The 21,325-nt window shown below is 64.1% G+C and carries 31 protein-coding genes; 27 read left to right on the top strand and 4 right to left on the bottom strand.

The genetic code is table 11. The annotated features are described in order from the left end of the window. Window positions 1-10: 10 nt before the first annotated feature. The 26 genes from rplW to pheS all read left to right on the top strand — a co-directional run bounded on the left by rplW (window position 11) and on the right by pheS (window position 15,416). Window positions 11-301, top strand: a complete 291-nt coding sequence (rplW, locus tag IPK69_00790) for a 50S ribosomal protein L23 (GenBank protein QQS09199.1) — start codon at window positions 11-13, stop codon at window positions 299-301. A 35-nt stretch (window positions 302-336) separates the two neighbouring features. After that, window positions 337-1,194: a 50S ribosomal protein L2 gene (rplB, locus tag IPK69_00785; protein QQS09198.1), complete on the top strand. Its 858-nt coding sequence runs from the start codon at window positions 337-339 to the stop codon at window positions 1,192-1,194. A gap of 18 nt (window positions 1,195-1,212) precedes the next feature. After that, complete coding sequence (gene rpsS / locus IPK69_00780; GenBank protein QQS09197.1) at window positions 1,213-1,503, top strand: 30S ribosomal protein S19; 291 nt, start codon at window positions 1,213-1,215, stop codon at window positions 1,501-1,503. Window positions 1,504-1,569: 66 nt separating this feature from the next. Then, complete coding sequence (gene rplV / locus IPK69_00775) at window positions 1,570-2,100, top strand: 50S ribosomal protein L22 (GenBank protein QQS10379.1); 531 nt, start codon at window positions 1,570-1,572, stop codon at window positions 2,098-2,100. Between the two features lie 14 nt (window positions 2,101-2,114). Then, window positions 2,115-2,816, top strand: coding sequence for a 30S ribosomal protein S3 (gene rpsC, locus IPK69_00770; protein QQS09196.1), 702 nt, complete (start codon window positions 2,115-2,117; stop codon window positions 2,814-2,816). Window positions 2,817-2,845: 29 nt separating this feature from the next. After that, on the top strand, window positions 2,846-3,265 hold the full coding sequence (gene rplP, locus IPK69_00765) for a 50S ribosomal protein L16 (protein QQS09195.1): 420 nt from the start codon (window positions 2,846-2,848) through the stop codon (window positions 3,263-3,265). Window positions 3,266-3,310: 45 nt separating this feature from the next. Continuing rightward, on the top strand, window positions 3,311-3,505 hold the full coding sequence (rpmC, locus tag IPK69_00760) for a 50S ribosomal protein L29 (protein QQS09194.1): 195 nt from the start codon (window positions 3,311-3,313) through the stop codon (window positions 3,503-3,505). 64 nt (window positions 3,506-3,569) lie between these two features. Further along, a complete protein-coding gene (gene rpsQ, locus IPK69_00755) occupies window positions 3,570-3,899 on the top strand; it encodes a 30S ribosomal protein S17 (GenBank protein QQS09193.1) in 330 nt (109 codons plus the stop codon). A 99-nt stretch (window positions 3,900-3,998) separates the two neighbouring features. Continuing rightward, window positions 3,999-4,385: a 50S ribosomal protein L14 gene (gene rplN, locus IPK69_00750; GenBank protein QQS09192.1), complete on the top strand. Its 387-nt coding sequence runs from the start codon at window positions 3,999-4,001 to the stop codon at window positions 4,383-4,385. A gap of 76 nt (window positions 4,386-4,461) precedes the next feature. Further along, complete coding sequence (rplX, locus tag IPK69_00745) at window positions 4,462-4,794, top strand: 50S ribosomal protein L24 (protein ID QQS09191.1); 333 nt, start codon at window positions 4,462-4,464, stop codon at window positions 4,792-4,794. Window positions 4,795-5,016: 222 nt separating this feature from the next. Beyond that, window positions 5,017-5,619, top strand: coding sequence for a 50S ribosomal protein L5 (gene rplE / locus IPK69_00740; GenBank protein ID QQS10378.1), 603 nt, complete (start codon window positions 5,017-5,019; stop codon window positions 5,617-5,619). A gap of 56 nt (window positions 5,620-5,675) precedes the next feature. After that, window positions 5,676-5,861, top strand: a complete 186-nt coding sequence (locus IPK69_00735; protein QQS09190.1) for a type Z 30S ribosomal protein S14 — start codon at window positions 5,676-5,678, stop codon at window positions 5,859-5,861. Between the two features lie 82 nt (window positions 5,862-5,943). After that, window positions 5,944-6,342 carry a 30S ribosomal protein S8 gene (gene rpsH / locus IPK69_00730; GenBank protein ID QQS09189.1) on the top strand — a complete coding sequence of 133 codons (399 nt, stop codon included), beginning with the start codon at window positions 5,944-5,946 and terminating at the stop codon, window positions 6,340-6,342. 112 nt (window positions 6,343-6,454) lie between these two features. Beyond that, window positions 6,455-6,997, top strand: coding sequence for a 50S ribosomal protein L6 (gene rplF, locus IPK69_00725; GenBank protein QQS09188.1), 543 nt, complete (start codon window positions 6,455-6,457; stop codon window positions 6,995-6,997). A 39-nt stretch (window positions 6,998-7,036) separates the two neighbouring features. Beyond that, window positions 7,037-7,402, top strand: a complete 366-nt coding sequence (gene rplR, locus IPK69_00720) for a 50S ribosomal protein L18 (protein ID QQS09187.1) — start codon at window positions 7,037-7,039, stop codon at window positions 7,400-7,402. 58 nt (window positions 7,403-7,460) lie between these two features. Beyond that, window positions 7,461-8,192, top strand: coding sequence for a 30S ribosomal protein S5 (gene rpsE, locus IPK69_00715; GenBank protein QQS09186.1), 732 nt, complete (start codon window positions 7,461-7,463; stop codon window positions 8,190-8,192). A 54-nt stretch (window positions 8,193-8,246) separates the two neighbouring features. Then, complete coding sequence (gene rplO, locus IPK69_00710) at window positions 8,247-8,831, top strand: 50S ribosomal protein L15 (protein QQS09185.1); 585 nt, start codon at window positions 8,247-8,249, stop codon at window positions 8,829-8,831. Between the two features lie 219 nt (window positions 8,832-9,050). Continuing rightward, the gene (secY, locus tag IPK69_00705) at window positions 9,051-10,445 is read left to right on the top strand and encodes a preprotein translocase subunit SecY (GenBank protein ID QQS09184.1); all 1,395 of its coding nucleotides are present in this window, start codon (window positions 9,051-9,053) and stop codon (window positions 10,443-10,445) included. A gap of 146 nt (window positions 10,446-10,591) precedes the next feature. Then, complete coding sequence (infA, locus tag IPK69_00700; GenBank protein QQS09183.1) at window positions 10,592-10,816, top strand: translation initiation factor IF-1; 225 nt, start codon at window positions 10,592-10,594, stop codon at window positions 10,814-10,816. 152 nt (window positions 10,817-10,968) lie between these two features. After that, the gene (gene rpmJ / locus IPK69_00695; protein QQS09182.1) at window positions 10,969-11,085 is read left to right on the top strand and encodes a 50S ribosomal protein L36; all 117 of its coding nucleotides are present in this window, start codon (window positions 10,969-10,971) and stop codon (window positions 11,083-11,085) included. Window positions 11,086-11,110: 25 nt separating this feature from the next. Next, window positions 11,111-11,491: a 30S ribosomal protein S13 gene (gene rpsM, locus IPK69_00690; GenBank protein QQS09181.1), complete on the top strand. Its 381-nt coding sequence runs from the start codon at window positions 11,111-11,113 to the stop codon at window positions 11,489-11,491. Between the two features lie 90 nt (window positions 11,492-11,581). Further along, entirely contained in the window at window positions 11,582-11,956 is a 375-nt protein-coding gene (rpsK, locus tag IPK69_00685) for a 30S ribosomal protein S11 (protein ID QQS09180.1), read from the top strand. A 158-nt stretch (window positions 11,957-12,114) separates the two neighbouring features. Further along, window positions 12,115-13,131 carry a DNA-directed RNA polymerase subunit alpha gene (locus IPK69_00680; protein ID QQS09179.1) on the top strand — a complete coding sequence of 339 codons (1,017 nt, stop codon included), beginning with the start codon at window positions 12,115-12,117 and terminating at the stop codon, window positions 13,129-13,131. A gap of 100 nt (window positions 13,132-13,231) precedes the next feature. Then, a complete protein-coding gene (gene rplQ / locus IPK69_00675) occupies window positions 13,232-13,855 on the top strand; it encodes a 50S ribosomal protein L17 (protein ID QQS09178.1) in 624 nt (207 codons plus the stop codon). A gap of 117 nt (window positions 13,856-13,972) precedes the next feature. Beyond that, a complete protein-coding gene (locus IPK69_00670) occupies window positions 13,973-14,206 on the top strand; it encodes a hypothetical protein (protein QQS09177.1) in 234 nt (77 codons plus the stop codon). A 169-nt stretch (window positions 14,207-14,375) separates the two neighbouring features. Further along, complete coding sequence (gene pheS, locus IPK69_00665) at window positions 14,376-15,416, top strand: phenylalanine--tRNA ligase subunit alpha (GenBank protein ID QQS09176.1); 1,041 nt, start codon at window positions 14,376-14,378, stop codon at window positions 15,414-15,416. Between the two features lie 4 nt (window positions 15,417-15,420). Here the strand turns inward: pheS and IPK69_00660 are convergent, their stop codons facing one another. The 4 genes from IPK69_00660 to IPK69_00645 all read right to left on the bottom strand — a co-directional run bounded on the left by IPK69_00660 (window position 15,421) and on the right by IPK69_00645 (window position 19,708). Beyond that, window positions 15,421-16,866, bottom strand: a complete 1,446-nt coding sequence (locus IPK69_00660; GenBank protein ID QQS10495.1) for an NAD(P)(+) transhydrogenase (Re/Si-specific) subunit beta — start codon at window positions 16,864-16,866, stop codon at window positions 15,421-15,423. Then, window positions 16,863-17,282 (bottom strand): NAD(P) transhydrogenase subunit alpha, encoded by a 420-nt coding sequence (locus IPK69_00655; GenBank protein QQS09175.1) that lies wholly within the window; start codon window positions 17,280-17,282, stop codon window positions 16,863-16,865. The genes IPK69_00660 and IPK69_00655 overlap by 4 nt, the downstream gene beginning before the upstream one ends. Continuing rightward, window positions 17,272-18,420: a Re/Si-specific NAD(P)(+) transhydrogenase subunit alpha gene (locus IPK69_00650; protein QQS09174.1), complete on the bottom strand. Its 1,149-nt coding sequence runs from the start codon at window positions 18,418-18,420 to the stop codon at window positions 17,272-17,274. Before IPK69_00650 ends, IPK69_00655 begins: the two co-directional genes overlap by 11 nt. Before the next feature lie 217 nt (window positions 18,421-18,637). Next, entirely contained in the window at window positions 18,638-19,708 is a 1,071-nt protein-coding gene (locus IPK69_00645) for a hypothetical protein (protein QQS09173.1), read from the bottom strand. A gap of 184 nt (window positions 19,709-19,892) precedes the next feature. Here IPK69_00645 and IPK69_00640 point away from each other — a divergent pair, with 184 nt between their 5' ends. Further along, window positions 19,893-21,311 (top strand): hypothetical protein, encoded by a 1,419-nt coding sequence (locus tag IPK69_00640; protein ID QQS09172.1) that lies wholly within the window; start codon window positions 19,893-19,895, stop codon window positions 21,309-21,311. The last annotated feature ends 14 nt before the right edge of the window (window positions 21,312-21,325 follow it).

The following is a 21,325-nucleotide window of genomic DNA, read 5'->3' as shown; positions in this document are numbered from 1 at the left end:
GAGCACCACGATGCCCGCGAACATCGAATCCACCCAGATCATCAAGCAGCCGCTCCTCACGGAGAAGTCGACGTACGGCATGAACGAGCAGAAGCGCTACGCCTTCCTCGTGGACAGCCGCGCGACCAAGACCGAGATCAAGGACGCGGTCCAGTCCATCTACAAGGTGCGTGTCATCGACGTGAGCACGCAGGTCCGCAAGGGCAAGGAGCGTCGGCTGAAGTACGGGATGGTGACCGAGCCTGTCTCGAAGAAGGCCACCGTCCGCCTGCACCCCGACGACTCCATCTCGCTGTTCTAAGGAACGAACCAAGGCCCCTCCAAGGGAACTGAGCCATGCCGATTCGTGTGTACAAGAAGACCTCTGCCGGACGCCGTTTCGCGTCCGTCAACATGCACGCCGAGGTGACCAAGAAGCGCCCGGAGAAGGCCCTTCTCGCGCCGCTTCCCAAGACCGGCGGTCGCAACCACAGCGGCAAGATCACGGCTCGCGGCATCGGCGGCGGCGTGAAGCGCATGTACCGCCTCGTCGATTTCAAGCGCAAGGATCGTGACGGCATCGAGGGCAAGGTCATCGGCGTCGAGTATGACCCCAACCGCTCGGCCCACCTGGCGCTCGTCCAGTACACCGACGGCGAGAAGCGCTACATCATCGCTCCCGCAGGCATCAAGGACGGCATGACCATCTTGTGCTCGAGCGACGCCCCGATCGAGCCGCAGGTCGGCAACTGCATGCAACTCCGCCACATCCCCACGGGCCTCGACGTGCACTGCGTCGAGTTGATCCCGGGGAAGGGCGCGACGATGTGCCGAAGCGCCGGGACTTATTGCCGCCTGACGAACAAGGAAGGCGATTACGCGACGCTCGTGCTGCCCAGCGGCGAGACGCGTCGTGTGCCGATCAACTGCCGCGCCACCGTGGGCCAGGTCGGCAATCCCGACCACCGCCTGCGTCGCCTCGGCAAAGCCGGCATCTCCCGCCTGCTCGGCATCCGTCCCAAAACCCGCGGTGTCGCCAAGAGCCACCATGCCCACCCGTTGGGCGGTGGCTCTGGTCGTTCCAAGGGCAACCGTCCGCCGTGCGGGCCGACGGGCGTGCTGGCCAAAGGCGGCAACACGCGTAATCGGAAGAAGCCCAGCGAGAAACTCATCATCCGTCGCCGCAGCACGTCGCGCTACGGCGTGAAGAAGTAAAGGACCTAGGAAGACACCATGAGCCGCAGCCTCAAGAAAGGTCCGTACGTCGTCGAGAGCCTCTACCGCAAGGTGGAGAAGTTGAACTCGTCGCGTCGCAAGGAGCCCATCAAGACGTGGGCCCGCGCGTGCACCATCGTTCCCGAGTTCGTCGGGCACACGTTCAAGGTCCACAACGGGCGCGTCTTCAACGACGTGTTCGTGACCGAGGACATGGTGGGGCACAAACTCGGCGAGTTCAGCCTGACCCGCACCTTCCGCGGGCACACCAACAAGAAGGAAGGCATCGCGGGCGGCGAGAAGAAGTAGTCCCACGGGCGCGAACGCCCAGGAGTTTCGAACGTGAAGATCCAAGCGGACAAACTGAGCAAGGCGATGGCGGCGGCCAACGTCACCCTCGAGCAACTCGCGGGAGCCATCGTCTCGCCGTCGCTCAAGCCCGATCGCGCCCTGTCGGCGCTGGCGAACTGGCTGGCCGGCCGCGATCACCCTCGCGCCAAGGCCGACCACGTACGTCGCCTCGCGGGCGCGCTCGGCGTCGAGGCGAAGGACATCGTGCGGTTCACCAGCCAGGTTCGTCACCACCGCGGCAGCCCACGCAAGGCGCGCCTCGTGGCCGACCTCGTCCGTGGCAAGCCCGTGGACCAGGCGTTGAACATGCTCTCGTTCACCACCAAGCGTGCGGCGGTGAACATCAAGAAGGCGTTGAACGCGGCGATCGCGGATGCGGAACTGGCCGAGGCCGACGTCACACGTCTGTTCGTGGCCGAGAGCCGTGTCGATGAGGCGCCGCGGATCAAGCGGTTCCACCCCAAGGACCGCGGTCGCGCCCACCCGATCATCAAGCCGCTGAGCCACATCACCATCGGCGTCGAAGAGAAACCCCTCAAGGGCGCCCGGCGCTAAGGAACCAGGACACCATGGGACAGAAGACCCACCCATTCGGACTCAGGCTCGGCATCACCGAGGCGCACCGCAGCCGCTGGTACGCCCCGAAGGCGCTCTATGGCGAGTTGCTCGTCGAGGACGAGAAGATCCGCAAGTACCTCGACAAGCGCCTCAACCGCCGCCCACCCAACGCCGCGGTGAGCGACATCCACATCGAGCGCACGCGCGAGGAACTGAAGGTTATCGTGAAGACGGCCCGCCCGGGTCTGGTAATCGGTCCCAAGGGCGCCGAGGTCGAGCGTATGACCGAGGAACTGCAGTACATGACAGGTCGGAAGGTCGCGATCTCGATCATCGAGATCAAGAACGCCGACGTCGATGCGCAGCTGGTCGCCGAGGCGGTGTGCGAGCAGTTGTCGAAGCGGGCCGCGTTCCGCCGCGTCGTGAAGATGCGGGCCGAGGGCGCGATGGCCGCGGGCGCCAAGGGCGTAAAGATCCAGATCTCGGGTCGTCTCGGCGGGGCCGAGATGAGCCGCACGATGGATGTTCGTCTGGGCGCGCTCCCGTTGAGCACGCTGCAGGCTCAGATTGAGTACGGCTTTGCCGAGGCCCGGACGGCGTACGGGATCATCGGATGCAAGGCCTGGATCTACAAGGGTCTCTATACCTCCGCCGAGGACGAAAACACATCGACCGCCGCCGGTGGTCGCGCCCGGGCCCGAGGTCGTCGCTAAGTCGAAACGCAGACTCAGGAGATTGACAGATGGCTTTGATGCCAAAACGAGTCAAGTACCGCAAGGAGATGCGTCGCGTCCGCGATCGCAAGGCCACCAAGGGCAACTACGTCGCCTATGGAGACTATGGCCTTCAGGCGCTCGAGGGGTGCTGGCTCAAGGGGACGGTGATCGAGGCGGGGCGTATCGCCGCGATGCACTTCGTGAAGCGCGAGGGCAAGTTGTTCATCCGCGTCTTCCCGGACAAGCCGATCTCGAAGAAGCCCCTGGAAACCCGAATGGGCACGGGCAAGGCCGACGTGGACTACTGGGCGGCCCGCGTGCGCCCGGGCACGATGCTCTTCGAGATGGCGGGCGTCAGCGAGGATACGGCGAAGCAGGCCCTGGCCCGCGTCGCCCAGAAGATGCCCGTCCGCACCCGTTTCGTAGGACGCCGCGTCCGAGTCTAACTGGAATCAACCCGAAGGCCACACAGCAAACCACGAGGTATTTCGATGAACGGTGCGGAAGTCAAGAAGATGCGGGATGACGAGATCGGCGTGGAGCTGGCGCGTTTGCGCATGAAGTTGTACGACCTCCGCGTCCAGCAGGTCACCGACAAGGTCGCCGACACCTCCCAGTTCGGCAAGGTCCGCAAGGACATCGCCCGCCTGCTCACCGAGCAGACCTCCCGGAGCCGCAAGGCCTAACACGCACAGTAACACTCGCCCACGTTTCCAGAACACGTTTCCAGAAGTGGGGTAGGACAGAAAGATGCCAGCAAAGACCGCCAGCACCGCCGAGAAGACCACCAGCGAATCCGCCAAGGGCGCTCGCGTGGGCGTTGTGGAGTCCGACAAGCGTGCGAAGACCCGCCGCGTCGTCGTGAGTTTCTTCGCCCCGCACCCCAAGTATGGCAAGTTCGTTCGCCGGCGGACCATCCTCCAGGTCCACGACGAGAAGAACGAGTCCCGCGCGGGCGACATCGTCGAGGTGGTGCAGTGCCGCCCCGTCAGCAAGACCAAGACGTGGCGCCTCTCGAAGATCGTGGAGAAGCGTTCCGCCCAGCACCAGGCTCTGGCCAGCGCCCGGGAAGTTCAATAGGTATCACACGCGAAGAGGAATCAGGACCAACGCACCACGGCCAACGCGGACAGTCGCCAGGGCCGACAGACGACACGAACGAGACCGTAAGGAAGAGCCATGCTCCAGCAAGAAACTAGGTGCGAAGTCGCGGACAACTCCGGCGCCAAGATCGCTTATGTGATCCGCGTGTACGGGGGGTCGACGGCGACGGGGAAGTTCACCCGTCGGACGGCCGGCGTGGGCGACCGCGTCTTCGTCTCCATCAAGAAGGCCCTCCCGGGCGCCGACGTGAAGCCGGGCGACAAGTCCAAGGCCGTCGTCGTCCGCACCACCAAGCCCACCCGCCGCGCCGACGGGTCGTACGTCAAGTTCGACAGCAACGCGGTCGTCCTGATCCAGGACGATGGCAATCCGAAGGGCACGCGCATCTTCGGGCCCGTCGCTCGTGAACTCCGCGAGAAGAACTACATGAAGATCGTCTCGCTCGCCTCCGAGGTCGTCTGAAGAAACTACAAGCACTCCCCACCAGGCACACACAGGACATGAAACGGCCCGGGACTCGGGCATCAGGAATCAAGGCATGCCACGGCACGTACGAAAAGGCGACACCGTCATCATCCGCAGCGGCGACAACAAGGGCGCCATCGGCGAGGTGCTCCGCGTTCTCACCAAGCAGGACGCCGTGGTGGTCAAGGGCGTGAACCTCCGCACGAGACACATGCGTCCGAGCCGCATCAACCCGCAAGGCTCGGTCATCACCAAGGAAGCGCCCCTGCCCCTGAGCAAGGTCGCCCCGGTGGTCGACGGCAAACCCTCCCGCGTGCGCTTTGTCACCAAATCGGACGGCTCCAAGGTCCGCGTGGCGGTCCGCGGCGGCAAGGAACTGGGCACGGTGCGAGGGGCCCGCAAGTAATCCGGAATTGGAATCAAGACCTGATCGAGTGCCTCTGGCTCGACTGACACGAAACGAATCGAGACGACCATGGCGAAGGACACTGATAACAAGCCCCAGAACGAAGCAAAGCCCGAAGGCAAGCCCGAGGGCGGCTCCAAGGGCAAGGGCCCCGAGGGCAAAGGCAAGAAGGGCGCCCCCGCGCCCAAGCGCCACTCCGGCAAGCACGTCTCCGCCGAGGCGATGGCCGCCGCCGAAGCACCGGCCACCGAGGCGCCGCGCCTCAAGAAGATGTACGACGATCAGGTCCGAGCCAAACTCGCGAGCGAGAAGGGCCTGAAGAACCCGATGTCGCAGCCGCGCCTCGACAAGATCGTCATCAACGTGAACATGGGTCGCCACCTCGAGGGGAGCAAGATCCCGCCCCACGTGCGCCAGACGATCGTGGACACGATCACGACGATCTCCGGGCAGAAGCCCGTGGTGGTGAAGGCCCGCAAGAGCGTGTCGAACTTCAAACTCCGCGCCGGGTTCGAGGCGTCGGTGATGGTCACGATGCGTCGCGAGCGCATGTGGAACTTCCTCGACCGCATGATCAACCTCGCCGCCCCGCGTATCAAGGACTTTCGCGGCCTGCCGACCAAGGCGTTCGACGCGCAGGGGAACTACTCCTTCGGCCTGACCGAGCAGGGCGTCTTCCCCGAGATCAACATGGCCGACGTGACGTTCACGCACGGCATGCACATCAACTTTGTCTTCAGCAACTCCAAGCCCGAACTCAGCCGCTTCGTCCTCGAGCAGTTGGGCATGCCCTTCGCCAAGCCCGAGGAAGCCCGCACCCGGTAATCAGGATTCCAGATTCCACGAACGATCGCCGGGTGCAGCCCGGCTGGAGACACGAGATGGCCACCAAGGCACAAATGGCAAAGTCCCGGCGCACGCCGAAGTTCAGCTCGCGAATCGTTCGCCGCTGCGAACTCACGGGCCGCGCCCGGGGCGTCTACCGCAAGTTCCGCATCAGCCGCATCATGCTCCGCAAACTCGCCCTGGAGGGCAAGATCCCCGGGATGCGCAAGTCCAGTTGGTAATCGGCCCCGACGACACCGGACGCTCACACGATCGAACCACCGCCCGCCTCACCCGCGGACGACACGCAGAGAAGAACGAACCATGGCGACCAGCGACCTCATCTCCGACATGCTCACCCGCATCCGCAACGCCGCGCGGAACAAGAGCAAGACCGTGAACTGCATCAACAGCAAGGTCTGCCGCGGCATCGCGGACGTCCTCAAGGACGAGGGATTCATCGAGAGTTACGACGTCGTCGACGACGGGCGTCAGGGACTCCTCCGTCTCAAACTGCGCTACGGCCCGCGCGGCGAGATCGTCCTCCACCGTCTCACCCGCGTCAGCAAGCCCGGCTGCCGCAAGTACTCCGACATCGACAGCCTCCCCCGCACCATGCAGGGCCTGGGCATCTCCATCGTTTCCACCAGCCGAGGCGTCCTGAGCGACCGCAAGTGCCGCGAGCAACGCGTCGGCGGCGAACTCCTCTGCACCGTTGAATAAACACCATCCACACGAAGCAGCCATCGAACACGCATCGAAACAGAACTGACGAAACACATCACGCGGAAGCCGGGCACCACCCGAGAGCCGCACGCGTAGGAGCACGACGACCATGTCTCGAATCGGAAAGAAACCCGTCACCATCCCCGCCGGCGTGAAGATCAACGTCGCGGGCCAGAAGGTCACCGTCGAGGGGCCCAAGGGCAAACTCGACCTCAACGTCCATCCATCGGTGAAGGTCACCTGGGCCGAGAGCGAGAAGTCCGTCGTCGTCGAGTCGAACGACAAGACCGGCGAGTCGAGCGCCCACTGGGGCACGACCCGCGCCCACATCCGAAACATGGTTGAGGGCGTCACCAAGGGCTACGAGAAGACCCTGGAAGTCGTCGGCGTTGGTTGGACAGCGGCCCTCGCCGGCAAGGCCCTCAAACTCACCGTCGGCTTCGCCAACACGCTGACCGTTCCGATTCCCACGGGCCTCAACGTCACCGTCGACAAGCAACTCGTGAAGGTTGCCGGGTTCGACAAGCAGGCCGTCGGCCAGTTCGCCGCCTCTGTTCGGTCCCTCCGCAAGCCCGAGCCGTACAACGGCAAGGGGATCAAGTACACCACCGAGACCATCCGCCGCAAGCAGGGCAAGCAGTTCGGCTCGTAAGCCGCCGGATCACACGCCAGAAAGCACACGAGTTCCACCATGGACAAGAGCACGAACAAATCCGTCCGCCGAGCACGCCGCAAGATCGGCATCCGCAAGCGGGTCTCCGGGACCGCCGAGCGCCCGCGCCTCGCCGTCTTCAAGTCGCTCAACCACATGTATGCCCAGGTCATCGACGACCTCAAGGGGCACACCATCGTCGCCGCGTCCACATCGGACACGGATCTGAAGTTGGACAAGAAGACCGGCAACGCCGCCGCCGCCGCGAAAGTGGGGGAACTCCTCGCCAAGCGTGCGAAGGAGAAGGGCATCACCGACGTCGCCTTCGATCGTGGCGGCTTCCGCTTCCACGGTCGAGTCAAGGCCCTGGCCGAGGGCGCCCGCAAGGCCGGCCTGAAGTTCTAAGGACACGAATCACCACGGATCGCACCACGATCACGAACGCCTCGCGCTGAGCAAAGCCATGCCTGAGATCCTCGACGAATCATCTCATATCGAGTCCACGACCCTCGCCGTCGACCGCACCTCGACCACCGTGAAGGGCGGCCGCCGATTCAGTTTCGGCGCCCTCGTCATCGTGGGCGATCGCCGCGGCAAGGTCGGCTTCGGCTACGGGAAATCGAACGAAGTTCCCGCCGCCGTGGAAAAGGCCCAGAAGTACGCCCGCAAGGCCATGGTGGAGATCCCCATGGTCGGCACGACGATCCCGCACGAAGTGCAGGGGAAGTTCGCCGCGTCGCAGGTCCGTTTGATCCCCGCCTCGCCGGGCACGGGCGTCGTCGCCGGCGGCACGGTCCGCGCCATCCTCGAGATGGCGGGCGTCACCGATTGCCTGACGAAGTGCTTCGGCTCGACCAACAAGCGCAACAGCGTCAAGGCCGTCTTCGATGGCCTGGAGCAACTCCGAGTCGCAGCCGATGTCGCCTCGCTGCGTCGCCAGGATCTGGGCCAGACGGACATTGAGGTCAAGATCGAGCGAGGGAAGCGCTTCATGCCTTCGACGAACGTCAAGCGCGAGAAGAAGGGCCCGGTCAATACCGTCGGCCAGGAGCGTCGTGGCGGCCGCGGCGGTCGTCGCGGTGGTCCGGGTGGTGGTGGGGGCGGTCGTCGTGGCGGCGCTCCTCAAGCCGCCGAGGCTGCCGCGCAGGCTCCCGCCGAGGGCGCGGCGCCGGCCTCGGGCGAGTCCCAGTACTAACGCCTCTACATCGATTCACAGTCACACAGCATTTACGAGTCGGAGTGAAGTCCCATGATGATCCATGAAATCACCGCCAAAGCAGGCCGATACAAGGCGCGCAAGCGCGTCGGCCGGGGCGAGGGCAGCGGCCACGGCAAGCAGTCGGGCCGAGGCAACAAGGGCGCGGGCAGCCGCAGCGGCAACGCCGCCAAGAAGGCCTTCGAGGGCGGGCAGATGCCATACTTCCGCCGCCTCGCAAAGTTCGGCTTCACCAACGCCCAGTTCAAGACCCAGTTCTGGACCGTCAACCTGAGCGACATCGTCGCCCACCCCGACTTCCAGAAGGGCGGCGCGATCAACACCGCCTCGCTCATCAAGGCCGGCCTCGTCCGCGACGACAGCCGCGACCTCAAGATCCTCGGCAACATCGACAAGAAGCAGGGCCTCAAGGCCAAACTCCAGGTCGAGGCCTCGCGCGTCTCCGCCCCGGCTCGCAAGCTCATCGTCGATGCCGGCGGCTCGGTCAAAGAGACCGGCACGCGGCGCGACGTCGTCCGCGGGATCGATCGCAACTCCGAAGACAAGACTCCCAAGAAACTCACCAAGAAACTCAATCGTCCGGTGAAGGTCAAGGCCGTCGCCGCCGCGTCCGAGTAACACGCGGCCTGCGATAGAAACTCGCTCCCAACCGACCGAACGCCTACCATCGCCCACTCCAAGCCCGAGCACACGCTCGGGTTTTTCTTGGGACTCACGCTCTCCACGCTCACTCGTCGGCATCCCAACTCATACCATCCCACCCGGCTTGGCCATTGCCCGGTCGCATCGCGCTGAGCCACACACGCCGGGTCGTCATCGGAAAGGGCCGTTCGAACCATGCTCAAGACGTTGATCAACGTCTTCCGCGTCCCGGAACTGCGGAACAAAATTCTCTTCACGCTCGGCATGCTCGCCGTCTTCCGCATCGGGAGTTGGATCCCCATGCCCGGCGCGAACTACTCCGAGATCGTCAAGTCGATGGCGCACGAGTCGCAGTCGGGCGGAGCGCTCGCCAGGGCCGCACAGTTCGTCTCGATGTTCTCCGGCGGGACGCTCGACCGCTCGACGATCTTCGGGCTGGGCATCATGCCCTACATCACGGCATCGATCATCTTCCAGTTGCTCGCCTCGGTCCTCCCGGCCCTCAAACGCCTGCAGGAAGAAGGTCCAGTCGGGCGCCAGAAGATCATGGAGTGGACACGCTACGCGACGGTCCTCCTCAGCATCTTCCAGAGCATCGGATACCTCGCCTTCCTGAACAGTCAAGGCATGATCTATCCCATGGCCTCATCGAACCCGTTGTGGTGGGTGATGGCCGTCACCGCCATGGTCGGCGGAACGATGTTCCTCATGTGGCTGGGCGAGCAGATCGATCGGTTCGGGATCGGCAACGGCGTCTCGCTGCTCATCATGGCCGGTATTCTCACCAGCATGCCCGCCGCCGCCAAGTTGCTCATGGCCGATTTCCAGCCCGGTGAAGAGGGCAAGATGGGTTGGCTTGGCCTGGTGTGCCTGGTGGCCGGCTTTGTCGGGATCGTCGCCGCCACCGTGCTGATGACCGTTGCGCAGCGTCGAATTCCGATCCAGCAGGCCAAGCACACGCGAGGCCGGCGCGTCTTCGGCGGACAGAAGAGCTACCTCCCCCTCCGCGTGAACCACGGTGGCGTGATGCCGATCATCTTCGCCAGTTCACTGATGATCTTCCCCTCGGTGATCTTCGCCCAACTCAAGACCCAGACGCAGACCATGGACATCGCGCCCTGGATCAAGAACCTGATGTTCTTCTTCAGCGACGCGCTCGCCCAGGGACAGTTCGTCTACATCGTCCTCGAACTCCTCCTCATCTACTTCTTCTCCTACTTCTGGATCAACGTCCAGTTCAACCCCGAGGACATGAGCAAGCAACTCAAAGAGAGCGGCGCATTCATCCCCGGCCTGCGTCCCGGCCCGCGTACGGCGGAATATCTCGACACCGTGATGACACGCATCACCTACGTCGGTGCGGCCTTCCTCGGGCTGGTCGCCGTCATCCCCGTCGTTGTCTACAAGAGTTTCAACATCAACATGATCGTGACCCAGTTCCTCGGCGGGACGGGCCTGCTCATCGTGGTCTCGGTCGCGCTCGACATGCTCCAACGCATCGAGGCGAACCTCCTCATGCGCAACTACGCCGGGTTCCTCTCGGGTGGTGACGACGACGGCCCTCGCCTGGCCGGGGTCTCGACCACGTGAGTCGTGTTCCCGACCCGTCTCATTGACCACTGGGGCCTTCTCCCCTCGGCAGGCGTATGCTTGTCCGACCATTTTCCAACCACTCTCCGGACGGGCGCGTGCCCGGTCGGAACGCGGTGTTCGTAGACGGAGCATCTGTACCCGGTATGGCCAAGCAGGATGACAAGTTCTCGTTCGAGGCGGAGGTGATCGAGGCCCTCCCGAACGCCATGTTCAAGGTCCGCCTCCCCAACGAGCAGAAGACCGAGGTCCTCGCCTACGTCTCCGGCAAGATGCGCATGCACTACATCAAGATCCTCCCGGGGGACCGGGTGATGGTCGAGATGAGCCCCTACGACCTCTCCAAGGCCCGGATCACGTTCCGGTACTAGGTCCAACATTCAGGCCAGTCTGGATCTACCCGTGGCCTATCCAGGCCTTTCTGGTCTCGAGTTTGCCGAGTTGTGCCCGTATTCGGGCGTGACTCTGCGCAGGCCCGGGGCTACTATCTCGACCCGAAATCTCACCACCAAAGGTGTTTCCCATGAAGGTCAAAGCCAGCGTCAAGAGAATCTGTCCGGGTTGCCAGATCGTCCGCCGGAAGGGCAAGATCCGGGTGATCTGCAAGACCGAGCCCAAGCACAAGCAGGTCCAGGGCTAAGCCCCTCGCCCCCAAGGAGAGTCACGTGCCGCGTATCGCAGGTATCGACGTTCCGGATCGCAAGAAGATCCTCTACGCCCTCCAGTACATCCATGGCATCGGCGAGAAGTTCGCCGCCGACATCCTCGCGGAGGCCGGCGTGGATGGCAACACCCGCGCCAGCGATGTGGACGAGCAGAAACTCGCCCAGATCAACGCGATCCTTGACACCAGTTACGTCGTCGAGGGCGCCCTGCGTCGCCAGGTGCAGCAGAACGTGCAGCGCCTGAAGGACATCCGCTCGTACCGTGGCGACCGCCACCGCAAGGGCCTTCCCTGCCGTGGGCAGCGCACACAATCCAACGCCCGCACGCGGAAGGGGCGCAAGAAGACCGTCGCCGGCAAGAAGGGCGTCAAGGCGAAGTAAGTGAATCTGTCGTTCGGCGGTGGTCGCCGGGCGAATCGATCGACATGCGGGGACGGCCCATCGCGGGCCGAGTGATCCGCGGAGGAATCCATGGCCAAGAAAGCCAAAGTCCGCAAGAACGTCGTGCGCGGCATCGCGCACATTCGTGCCACCCAGAACAACACCATCGTGACCCTCACCGACATGAACGGCGAGACGGTCTGCTGGGATTCGGCCGGCACCATGGGCTTCAAGGGCGCGCGAAAGAGCACACCCTTCGCCGCCACCCGCGCGGGAGAGTCCGCCGGGTCCAAGGCCCGCAAGATGGGCATGTCCGAGATCGAGGTCCGCATCAACGGCGCCGGCTCGGGTCGCGAGTCCGCGGTCAACGGCCTGGTCTCTACAGGCCTCCGCGTGACGGCTCTCGAGGACCACACGCCCGTACCCCACAACGGATGCCGCCCCGCCAAGCGTCGCCGCGTCTAAGTCGTTTTCGTCACCTCACACACGTTTCGTGTGCGGGGTTTATTGCTCTGGGTGCAGAAGGCATCGCGCTCGTCCCAGCCGGGTGCAATTCGCCGTGACCCCGGGGTTTCAGGCCTGCCGCCCTCGTGCGGCCGAGTCGCTGGGAAGGTGATTCTCACATGACCACTCGTTTCCGTTGGCGTGGGCTCGAACTCCCCGGCCGGGTCCAGTTCGATCCCAAGTTCAAGAGCACGGTGTACGGCCGCCTCTCCGTCGAGCCGTTCGAGAAGGGCTTCGGTACCACCGTCGGCAACTCGATCCGTCGCGTGCTGCTCTCGAGCCTGGAGGGCGCCGCCGTCACCGCGATCAAGATCAAGGGCGCCCAGCACGAGTTCTCTTCGCTCCCGGGCGTGATGGAGGACGCGACCGACATCGTCCTCAACGTCAAGAACCTCATCGTCCAACTCGAGGGCGACGAACCCAAGACGATGCGCCTCGCGGCCCGCGGGCCCGGCGTCATCACCGCCGACATGATCCAGGCCGACACCGCCATCACCATCCTCAACAAGGACCTGGTGATCGCCACCCTCACCGACGCGCGCGACTTCGAGATGGAGTTCCACGTCCAGAAGGGCCGCGGCTACGTCCCCGCGAACGAGATGCACACCGAGGAGCAGGAGATCGGCCTGATCCACGTCGACGCGATCTACTCCCCCGTCCAGCGCGTCCGCTACAAGATCGAGGAGACCCGCGTCGGGCAGCGCACGAACTACGACAAACTCATCATGGAGATCTGGACCAACGGCACGGTCACGCCCGAGATGGCCATGGTCGAGGCCGCCAAGATCTTCCGCAAGCACCTCAATCCCTTCATCCAGTACTTCGACCTGGGTGAGGACCGTGTCAGCGACGAGGTCGTCGCGATCTCGGGCGTCGATGAGGAACTGATGCGGAAACTCAACATGTCCCTCTCGGAACTCGAACTCTCCGTACGCGCGAGCAACTGCCTCGAGTCGGCCCGGATCGAGACGGTCGCCCAACTCGTCAGCCAGTCCGACGCCGACCTGCTCAAGTTGCGGTCCTTCGGCCGGACCAGCCTCCGCGAGGTCAAGCGCAAACTCGCCGACATCGGGCTGGACCTGGGCATGGAACTCCCAGAGGGGATGCACGTCGAGAAGCCCGAGATCCCCGCCTGAGCCTGTTTTTCGTCTTCAACGGCTCCGGGCCGAAACCGGTCCGAGAGCCTATTATCTCGACCCCATCCGATTTGGTGGGGGTTAGTTCGGAGTCGGACCCATGCGCCATCGCAAAGCCGGATACAAACTCGGCCGTACCACCGCCCACCGCACGAGCACGCTGCGCAACCTCGCCGCGGGACTCTTTGAGCACGGGCAGATCACCACGACCATCCCTCGCGCCAAGGCCGTCCAGCCCATGGTCGAGAAAATCATCACGCTCGCCAAGCGCGGCGACCTGCACGCCCGCCGCCTCGTCGCCTCGAAACTCGGCGGCAACCGTCGCGGGTTCGACTGGCTCTATGTCGCCAAGAACGCAACCGACGCCGAGAAGGAGCACGTCGAGCGCCTCCGCGAGTTCACCTCCGGCTTCTTCCCGCTCCCCGATTCCTCGAAGGTCGAGCGGAATCGCTACGGCGAACTCCGCAAGGCCCCGAGCGTTGTGAAGCACATTTTCGAGAACGTCGCCCCCAAGTTCGCCGATCGCGCCGGTGGATACACCCGCATCGTCAAACTCGGCCGCCACCGCATCGGTGACGGCGGCGAACTCTGCGTGATCCAACTCGTCGGCAACGAGGAAGGCCCGGATATCGGCGGCAAGCCCAGCACCCGCAGGCGCATCGCCGATAAGCGGACGGCCTTCGCCGCCAAACTCCGCAAAGATGGCGAGACCGCAAAGTCCTAACAGTTCTCAGATACTTTCGGGAACCAACTCCCCGTTTCAAGGGTATTATTTCTAAGTCCACGGCCCGATGGTCGGGTGTGGACGATTTCGAACGTATCACACCACGGAGTCTCGAACATGCGTAAGGCAACCCTCGGCGTCGCGGCACTCTTCCTCGCCCTCGGCGCCCTCACCGGCTGCGAGTGCGACTGCAAGGACACCAAGCAGGCCTCACTCGGCGCGGTCAAGGCCGACGACTGCGGCTCGTCCTGCGGCGACAAGGCCGATTGCGGCACGTCCTGCTCCGAGGGCAGCATGGGCGCCGTCAAGGCCAAGGCCTCGGGCTGCTGCAGCGAGTCCAAGACGAACTAATCCTTCGTCCTGAACACCGATCCAACGGCTCGCCCGCGACTTCCGCGGGCGAGTCTGTTTTTGAGAGTGCGGATGCTCTGTAATTCGCTTTCCTCCTCCCCGCGCCAGATGCCTGTTGCCCAATGCCAGATGCCTATTCCCAAGTGCCTCTCATCCCTAAACTCGCCCGATGCTTGAGGAAATCGACTCGCTCCAACAGACGGCCCTCCAGGAACTCGCCGGCGCGAACTCCGCCGATGCGATCGATGCCTGGCGTCTGGCCTATCTCGGAAACTCCGGAAAACTCAAAGGGATGCTCGCCCGCCTCCGCGACGTTCCCAAAGACCAGAAGCCAGCGGTGGGCGCCCGACTGAACTCGGCGAAGGCCGCCCTCGAGGAGGCGCTGGAGTCACGCAAGGCCGCCACCGACGCCGCTCCAAAGGCCGCGCCCGAGCAGATCGACATGACCGAACCGGCGCTGGCGCTCGCCGCGATGCCCGCCCGCCCGCACATCATCACGCGCGTGCGTGCGGAACTGGTCGAGGTCTTCGCCCGCATGGGCTTCGAGGTGGCCGAGGGGCCCGAACTCGAGGACGACGACCACAACTTCGTGAAACTCAACATCCCCCCCGGGCACCCCGCGCGCGAGCCGGCGGACAACTTCTATATCGACGATCCGGCCAAGGTCGAGCGCCCGCGGATGATCCGCTCGCAGACAAGCACCGTGCAAATTCGCGTGATGGAGGACGCCGTCGCCAAGGGCGGTGGGAAACTCCAGCACCCGATCCGCATCATCGCGCCGGGCCGTGTCTATCGCCCGGACACGGTGGACGCGACGCACTCCTTCATGTTCCACCAGATCGAGGGCCTCGCGATCGACCGGAACCTGAGCATGGCCGACCTCAAGACCACGCTCTTCCAGTTCGTCCGGGCATACTTCGGCGACGACGCCCAGATCCGCTTCACGCCCACGTTCTATCCCTTCACCGAGCCGAGCGCCCAGTTCGAGATCCTCGTCCGCCTCACGCCCGATGCCGAGCCACGCTGGATCGAACTCGGCGGCTGCGGCATGGTCCACCCGAACGTGCTGAAATCGTGCGGCGTCGACAGCGAGGAGTGGGGTGGGTTCGCGTTCGGCTTCGGGATGGAACGCCTCGCAATGGGAAAGTACAAGATCCCCGACATCCGCATGCTCTTCGAGAACGACCTGCGATTCCTGAGCCAGGTCTGAAGTCTTAGTGCATCCCCGATGACCCCGAGAGCGCCCGCGCGAGTTCGCCGACGACGGCCTTCGCGTCGCCGAAGATCATGCGGGTCTTCTCGAGGAAGTACAACTCGTTGTCGATCCCTGCAAAGCCCGGGTTCTTGCTGCGCTTGATCGCGTAAACGGTGCGAGCCTTGTCGGCGTCGATGATGGGCATCCCATAGATCGGGCTGGAGGCCTCGGTGCGAGCCGCCGGATTCACGACGTCGTTGGCACCGATCACAAGGCACACGTCGCACTGGGGCATCTCGGGGTTGATCTCGTCCATCTCGACAAGGTCGGTGTACGGAATCTCCGCCTCGGCGAGGAGCACGTTCATGTGCCCGGGCATGCGCCCGGCAACCGGGTGGATCGCGAACTTCACGGTCACCCCGCGTTTCTTCAAGGCGTCGTACAACTCACGGACCTTGTGCTGGGCCTGAGCGACGGCCATGCCGTACCCGGGGACGATGACGACGAGGGAAGACTCGCCGAGGATTGTCGCGGCGTCTTCGGGCGTCTCGGGTTTGTACTGCTTCTGCTCTCCACCAGCAGACGAGGCGGTCACCTGTCCAAAGGCGCCGAAGAGCACGCTCGTGAACGAGCGGTTCATGGCCTTGCACATGATGATGGAGAGGATGAACCCCGACGATCCGTCGAGCGCCCCGGCCGTGATCAGCAGTTTGTTGTCGAGGACGAACCCCATCGCGACGGCGGCTAGGCCCGCATAGGCGTTCAGGATTGCGATCACCGTCGGCATGTCCGCCCCGCCGATCGGCATGACGAGCATCCACCCGAAGTTGAACGCGAGGAAGACAAGCCCGGCAAAGAGCCACGGCGCGTGGGCGGCGTGGGGATCGACGACGAGCGCGACGCCCAGACCCAGAGCCGCGAGGAACGCGATCGCGTTGACGACGGACTGCCCCTTATAGACCCACGGCCTCTGCGGGATCCAGCGGAACTCCTGGAGTTTGCCCGCAGCAATCAATGAACCCGTGAATGTCAGGAACCCGAGCAGCACCTCGAAGACGATGGCACCGACGCGAAAAGACGTCAGCATCTCCGGCTCGTTCTGGAACCAGTAGAAGAACTTCGCCGTGCCCACGAGTCCCGCGGCCAGCCCACCAAAGGCATGGGAGAGCGCCGTTCGTTGAGGAACGGCCGTCAGAGGGACGTTCGCCAGCCACACCCCCGGACCAACGGCAAGGGCGAGGGGAATCAGAATCCACAGATGTTCGGAGACCTCGGGCTTGGCCCAGGTGGCGAGGACGGCAATCGTCATGCCGACGATGCCCGCGTGCACGCCGCGTCGTGCCGACTTCGGGTCGCTCATCCAATACAGCGAGAGGATGAACATCGCCGCGCCCACGAGGTACGAGAGTTCGATGAGCGCGCCGGACGAAGCAACGCCCGTGCCGAGAAGAAGTGGGAGGGTCACGAGTGCGTCCCTCCAGCAGTCGTTGACGCGGCGCCCTTGCCCGCGGGCTTGAACATCTTGAGCATGCGGTCGGTGATCATGAACCCCGAGACGATGTTGGTCATGCTCGCAAAGAGTGCGATCGCTCCGAGCACGCGGACCCATGTGGGATAGTCCTTGCCGCCGGCGATGAGGATCGCCCCGACCACCGCGATCGCGGAGATGGCGTTGGTCAGCGACATCAGGGGCGTGTGGAGCAATCTCGACACACGCCGGATCACGCCCAGCCCGATGAACGTGGCGAGCATGAACACAAAGAGCAGCCCGACGAGCGTGGTGCTTGTGGTTCCGGATGAAGCGTGGCCCCCTGGTGGAGCGGCGGTCTCGTGCGTCTGCACGCTTTCGGTGGTGCTTGTGGTCACTGGTTTAGGCTCCATGCCGCAGGGCCTCCTTGGTTCGGGCGTGCACCACCTGTCCCTGGTGGGTGATCATGGCGCCGGCAAGGATCTCGGCGCTCGCCGCGTCCCATCCGTCCAGCGCGATCACGCCCTCACGGGTGAACGTCGAGATGAAACTGGTCAGGTTCCGCGACCACAAGAGGCTCGCGTGGGTCGGCATGCCCGCGGCAACATTGGTCGGGGCGAGGATGGAGACGCCGTGATGCCGAACGGTCTCGCCGGGGTGCGAGACCTCGCAGTTGCCGCCGCCGTCCGCCGCAAGATCGACGATCACCGAACCCGGCCTCATGCGTTCCACGATGGCTTTGGAGATCAGTCGCGGCGCGGTCACGCCGCCGATGAGTGCCGTGGTCACGACCACGTCGCTCATCGCGCACTGCTCGGCGAGCAACTCTCGCTGGCGGGCCTTGTCCTCGTCGCTGAGTTCGCGGGCGTAGCCGCCGCCGGCCTGGGCCGATTCCTTCAACTCGATCCCGACATACTTCGCTCCGACGCTCTCGATCTGCTCCTTCACCTCGGGGCGGACGTCCGTGGCGCTCACCGCGGCGCCGAGGCGCCGAGCGGTCGCGATCGCCTGCAAACCCGCGACACCCGCGCCGATGACGAAGACCTTGGCGGCGAGCACGGTCCCCGCGGCCGTCATGAACATGGGGAAGTACTTGCCCAGATGCGTCGCCGCCAGCAACACGCCGCGGTACCCGGCGATATTCGCCATGGAACTCAGGGTGTCCATCGCCTGGGCCTTGGTCGTGCGCGGGATGGCGTCGGTCGAGAAGGCGGTCACGCCAGCCTCGGCCATCGCGCCCACAAGCGAGAGGTTCCGCGTCGGAAAGAGCGACGCGAGGACCATCGCCCCCTTGCGGAGGGAACGGATGTCGCCCTCGTCGGGCGCGTTCACGCCCGCGAGCAGGTCACACGCCCCCAGCACGCCGGCACGCGAACTCTCGACGCTCGCCCCGATCTCGGCGAACTGGGCGTCGGCGAACGCGGCGCCCTCGCCCGCGCCGGCCTCGATCACGACCTCGTGACCCAGGGCCTTGAGTTTTTTGACCGACTCGGGGACCAGCGCGACTCGCGTTTCGCCGGCCCGGCGTTCAGAGACGACGCCTAGACGCATGGAGGCTCCGTGGAGTGAGGGTGGGGGATCTGGGTGGCAGGTGACTCGTCCGCATCCCGCGATGGGTCATGCGACATTCATCGGCCAGACCTGTCGAGACGCCCCGACAGGAACGACGACAATCACGCGCAACATTATCGGGGATTCCCCGGTTCCGCGTAGGTGCCAGTCGTTCCCCCTTCCGATTGCTCCCTCTGTGGCGCGGCGACGTCTTTGTTCAGCCACCGTTGCCCGCGACGAACTTCTGCAGTTCCTGCACGACGTACTGGAACATCTTCTTCTGGGGCGTGCTGTCGGGCATCATCTTCGCGGCACGCTCGAGGCTCGGAAGTGCGCCCTTGGTGCCGTCGACACCCGACTTCTTGAGGTTCTCGACCATCTCGGTCGCCTGCTTCTGCTGCTCCGCGGAGAGATCCGAGAGCGCGATCTCGCCACCCGCCCCCCCGCCCGCCGCCGCGTCCTTGGCGAGGGCCTTGACCTCATCCGGCAGGGCGAAAACGTCGTCCTTGACCGTGTTCACCTCGATGGTGTCGAACTTCACCTCGCCCATCGAGGGCGTCGCCCGCATCCCATCAGGAAGTTCCGGCCCTGAGTCCGTCCCCTGCATCCGAAGCAGGTGGAAGAACTTCACACCCTCGATGGTCTTCCACTCGTCGATGGTCATGGTCATGCGCGGCTGCATGCCGTTCGCCGGCGACTCGAAGCCCATCGGCATTCCCGTCTTCACGTTGTAGTAAATGAACGTGTCCTGCCCGCCCTTGGTCTGCTTCACCTTGTAGCACTCGGCGTCGCGGAACTGCTCCTTGCCGACGACGGCCATGGTCTTGATCTGGTCCTTGGCAAAGAGGCGAGGATCGAGGATGCCCATGTGCATCCCGGACATCCCGCCCGCAGCATCGGCCTCGTCCTTGCTGACGATGGTGTACCCGGCCATGGAGTTGGTCCAATACACCGTGCCGTCGGTCCCGCTGGTCATCTCGCCCATGCCCGGGAGCGAGGTCTTGGAGATTCGGCCGCCGGCCTTGGACCACCAGTGCTCGACCAGGATCTTCTGCCCGGCGAACTCGACGTTGCCCTTGGCGTGCATGGTCTTGAGTTTCTCGATCGCGCTCTTGCCGCCGAGGGCCTTGGCGGCGTTGTCAAAGATGGAATCCAGCGAGGGCATGCCGGGGGCGTTCTGTGGGGCGGCGACTCCGGCAGGAGTGGTGACAGCCGGGGGTGTCGAGGGCGTGAACTGGGCCATCGCCCCAATTGGCATCCCGGCAAGGCCCAAGGTACATGCGGTCATGGAAGCGAGCACGGACGTGGAACGAAGGGAGCGACGCATGGGTGGTCTCCTCGTGAACATGAACAGGATCGGCCGCCCACGGCCCACTCGGGTCTCGGGCGAATGGGAATGGTACACGAGGAACGCGAAGAGGGAAGGGACGCCTGTGGACGGCTGGGACTTCGTATAAGGCAAACAATGGGGTATGAGTCGAACCAAGAAAGTGATTCTGGGCGTGGTCCTGCTCGTCATCGCCGTTCCGCTGGGCCTTGTGGCGTGGGTGTACTTCACACGCGGGCCGGAGGCGCCGGTGCCGACGATCGAGGAGTGTCAGGCCAGGCTCGACGCGCTTGAGCAGAAGTATGTGCCGTTGCCGGGGCCGAACGATCTCGACGTGTGGGAGGCGATGGCGGACCTTGCCGAGGATCTTGAGGAGATCGATTCCCAATTGTGGAAGCCCGAAGATGGCGAGGCGATTCTGAAGCCCGATTTCACCCTCGTGGGAAAGGACCTCGGATCTCGGCCTGTTGAGGGAGAGGGCGATCAGAGTTGGAGGGGGCAAGAACTGGCGGAGCGGTGTATCAACGAATACAGAAATGCTGGGCTCATCAGACGCGTCGATGAGGTAGCGTTTGCGACGCGTGGAACATCACGATATGTGCATGACGCAAACTCTCAGTTTGGCATGCTGGACACGTCGCTGCCTCTGCTCACGAAAATACGGACTCTTGGACGCGTCAATCTCGCAAGAGCGAGACTCGCCGTCAAGGCCGGCGATCTGGAGGAGTTTACGGCTGCATACACGGGCACTCGTCACCTTGCGCGACTCGTCAGTACGGGTGTCACATCTATCGAGCGACTCGTTGGGCTCGTGTTGGACAACTTCTCAAACCAGATGGTGGCGACGGCGTTCGAGCACCAAGTGGAATCGAAATGGCTTGACATGATTGCACGAGGTATGGACTATGGCACACCAAGTGCTCCCTTCGGCCATGTCGTCGAAGGGCTTCAAATCACGTTCGCAGATGCAGTGGCACGGGCATATGCAGGCGACAAGCACAACGCATCACACTTCGTAGATTCGTATTCGATTGTCAGGGGAAGGAAGCGGCTTGGCACTGCCGGAGAAAATGTTGCGGAGTTCTCACAGTACATGGCCGCACTTGTTGCTGTACAACAGGTTCCACGTCACGAGCGTGCGAACCGCGTTCCAGACGAACTTGCACAGCTCTCGGCTCCAGCAAGAAATAGCACTGTTGACCTCTTTCTTCTGCCCTACGGCAAATGGCTCTCGACCGAGGACCAACTCACACAAGAGTTCGCGGCGGTTCGTCTCGCGATTGCCATTGAGCGGTTCAGAATCAAGGCCGGCCATCTCCCGGCCTCACTTGGTGAACTCGACCCCATGGTCGTCGTCGCCGCGATCGACCCGTGGACCGGCCAGACCTTCAAGTACCGCCTCGCCCGCCCCGACGACGACATGCCCGTTGGCTACCTCATCTACTCCGTCGGCAACGACGGCCTCGACAACGATGGGCACGACGTCCGGGGCAAGGACCGCTACAAGGCGCTCTACGAAGGGAACAAGGGCACCGACTTCGTCGTCAACCGTCTCGGCCAGTGACGCGACCGCACGAT

This window comes from Phycisphaerales bacterium, from assembly GCA_016699835.1.
In the GTDB taxonomy this organism is placed as follows: Bacteria; Planctomycetota; Phycisphaerae; order Phycisphaerales; family UBA1924.
This window is presented reverse-complemented; position numbering and strand designations above follow the sequence as displayed.

What these genes read in the sequence shown, in the direction of transcription:
- rplW (QQS09199.1), top strand. Translation starts at nt 11, where the DNA reads ATGCCCGCGAACATCGAATCCACCCAGATCATCAAGCAGCCGCTCCTC.
- rplB (QQS09198.1), top strand. Translation starts at nt 337, where the DNA reads ATGCCGATTCGTGTGTACAAGAAGACCTCTGCCGGACGCCGTTTCGCG.
- rpsS (QQS09197.1), top strand. Translation starts at nt 1,213, where the DNA reads ATGAGCCGCAGCCTCAAGAAAGGTCCGTACGTCGTCGAGAGCCTCTAC.
- rplV (QQS10379.1), top strand. Translation starts at nt 1,570, where the DNA reads ATGGCGGCGGCCAACGTCACCCTCGAGCAACTCGCGGGAGCCATCGTC.
- rpsC (QQS09196.1), top strand. Translation starts at nt 2,115, where the DNA reads ATGGGACAGAAGACCCACCCATTCGGACTCAGGCTCGGCATCACCGAG.
- rplP (QQS09195.1), top strand. Translation starts at nt 2,846, where the DNA reads ATGGCTTTGATGCCAAAACGAGTCAAGTACCGCAAGGAGATGCGTCGC.
- rpmC (QQS09194.1), top strand. Translation starts at nt 3,311, where the DNA reads ATGAACGGTGCGGAAGTCAAGAAGATGCGGGATGACGAGATCGGCGTG.
- rpsQ (QQS09193.1), top strand. Translation starts at nt 3,570, where the DNA reads ATGCCAGCAAAGACCGCCAGCACCGCCGAGAAGACCACCAGCGAATCC.
- rplN (QQS09192.1), top strand. Translation starts at nt 3,999, where the DNA reads ATGCTCCAGCAAGAAACTAGGTGCGAAGTCGCGGACAACTCCGGCGCC.
- rplX (QQS09191.1), top strand. Translation starts at nt 4,462, where the DNA reads ATGCCACGGCACGTACGAAAAGGCGACACCGTCATCATCCGCAGCGGC.
- rplE (QQS10378.1), top strand. Translation starts at nt 5,017, where the DNA reads ATGGCCGCCGCCGAAGCACCGGCCACCGAGGCGCCGCGCCTCAAGAAG.
- IPK69_00735 (QQS09190.1), top strand. Translation starts at nt 5,676, where the DNA reads ATGGCCACCAAGGCACAAATGGCAAAGTCCCGGCGCACGCCGAAGTTC.
- rpsH (QQS09189.1), top strand. Translation starts at nt 5,944, where the DNA reads ATGGCGACCAGCGACCTCATCTCCGACATGCTCACCCGCATCCGCAAC.
- rplF (QQS09188.1), top strand. Translation starts at nt 6,455, where the DNA reads ATGTCTCGAATCGGAAAGAAACCCGTCACCATCCCCGCCGGCGTGAAG.
- rplR (QQS09187.1), top strand. Translation starts at nt 7,037, where the DNA reads ATGGACAAGAGCACGAACAAATCCGTCCGCCGAGCACGCCGCAAGATC.
- rpsE (QQS09186.1), top strand. Translation starts at nt 7,461, where the DNA reads ATGCCTGAGATCCTCGACGAATCATCTCATATCGAGTCCACGACCCTC.
- rplO (QQS09185.1), top strand. Translation starts at nt 8,247, where the DNA reads ATGATGATCCATGAAATCACCGCCAAAGCAGGCCGATACAAGGCGCGC.
- secY (QQS09184.1), top strand. Translation starts at nt 9,051, where the DNA reads ATGCTCAAGACGTTGATCAACGTCTTCCGCGTCCCGGAACTGCGGAAC.
- infA (QQS09183.1), top strand. Translation starts at nt 10,592, where the DNA reads ATGGCCAAGCAGGATGACAAGTTCTCGTTCGAGGCGGAGGTGATCGAG.
- rpmJ (QQS09182.1), top strand. Translation starts at nt 10,969, where the DNA reads ATGAAGGTCAAAGCCAGCGTCAAGAGAATCTGTCCGGGTTGCCAGATC.
- rpsK (QQS09180.1), top strand. Translation starts at nt 11,582, where the DNA reads ATGGCCAAGAAAGCCAAAGTCCGCAAGAACGTCGTGCGCGGCATCGCG.
- IPK69_00680 (QQS09179.1), top strand. Translation starts at nt 12,115, where the DNA reads ATGACCACTCGTTTCCGTTGGCGTGGGCTCGAACTCCCCGGCCGGGTC.
- rplQ (QQS09178.1), top strand. Translation starts at nt 13,232, where the DNA reads ATGCGCCATCGCAAAGCCGGATACAAACTCGGCCGTACCACCGCCCAC.
- IPK69_00670 (QQS09177.1), top strand. Translation starts at nt 13,973, where the DNA reads ATGCGTAAGGCAACCCTCGGCGTCGCGGCACTCTTCCTCGCCCTCGGC.
- pheS (QQS09176.1), top strand. Translation starts at nt 14,376, where the DNA reads ATGCTTGAGGAAATCGACTCGCTCCAACAGACGGCCCTCCAGGAACTC.
- IPK69_00655 (QQS09175.1), bottom strand. Translation starts at nt 17,282, where the DNA reads ATGGAGCCTAAACCAGTGACCACAAGCACCACCGAAAGCGTGCAGACG.
- IPK69_00650 (QQS09174.1), bottom strand. Translation starts at nt 18,420, where the DNA reads ATGCGTCTAGGCGTCGTCTCTGAACGCCGGGCCGGCGAAACGCGAGTC.
- IPK69_00645 (QQS09173.1), bottom strand. Translation starts at nt 19,708, where the DNA reads ATGACCGCATGTACCTTGGGCCTTGCCGGGATGCCAATTGGGGCGATG.
- IPK69_00640 (QQS09172.1), top strand. Translation starts at nt 19,893, where the DNA reads ATGAGTCGAACCAAGAAAGTGATTCTGGGCGTGGTCCTGCTCGTCATC.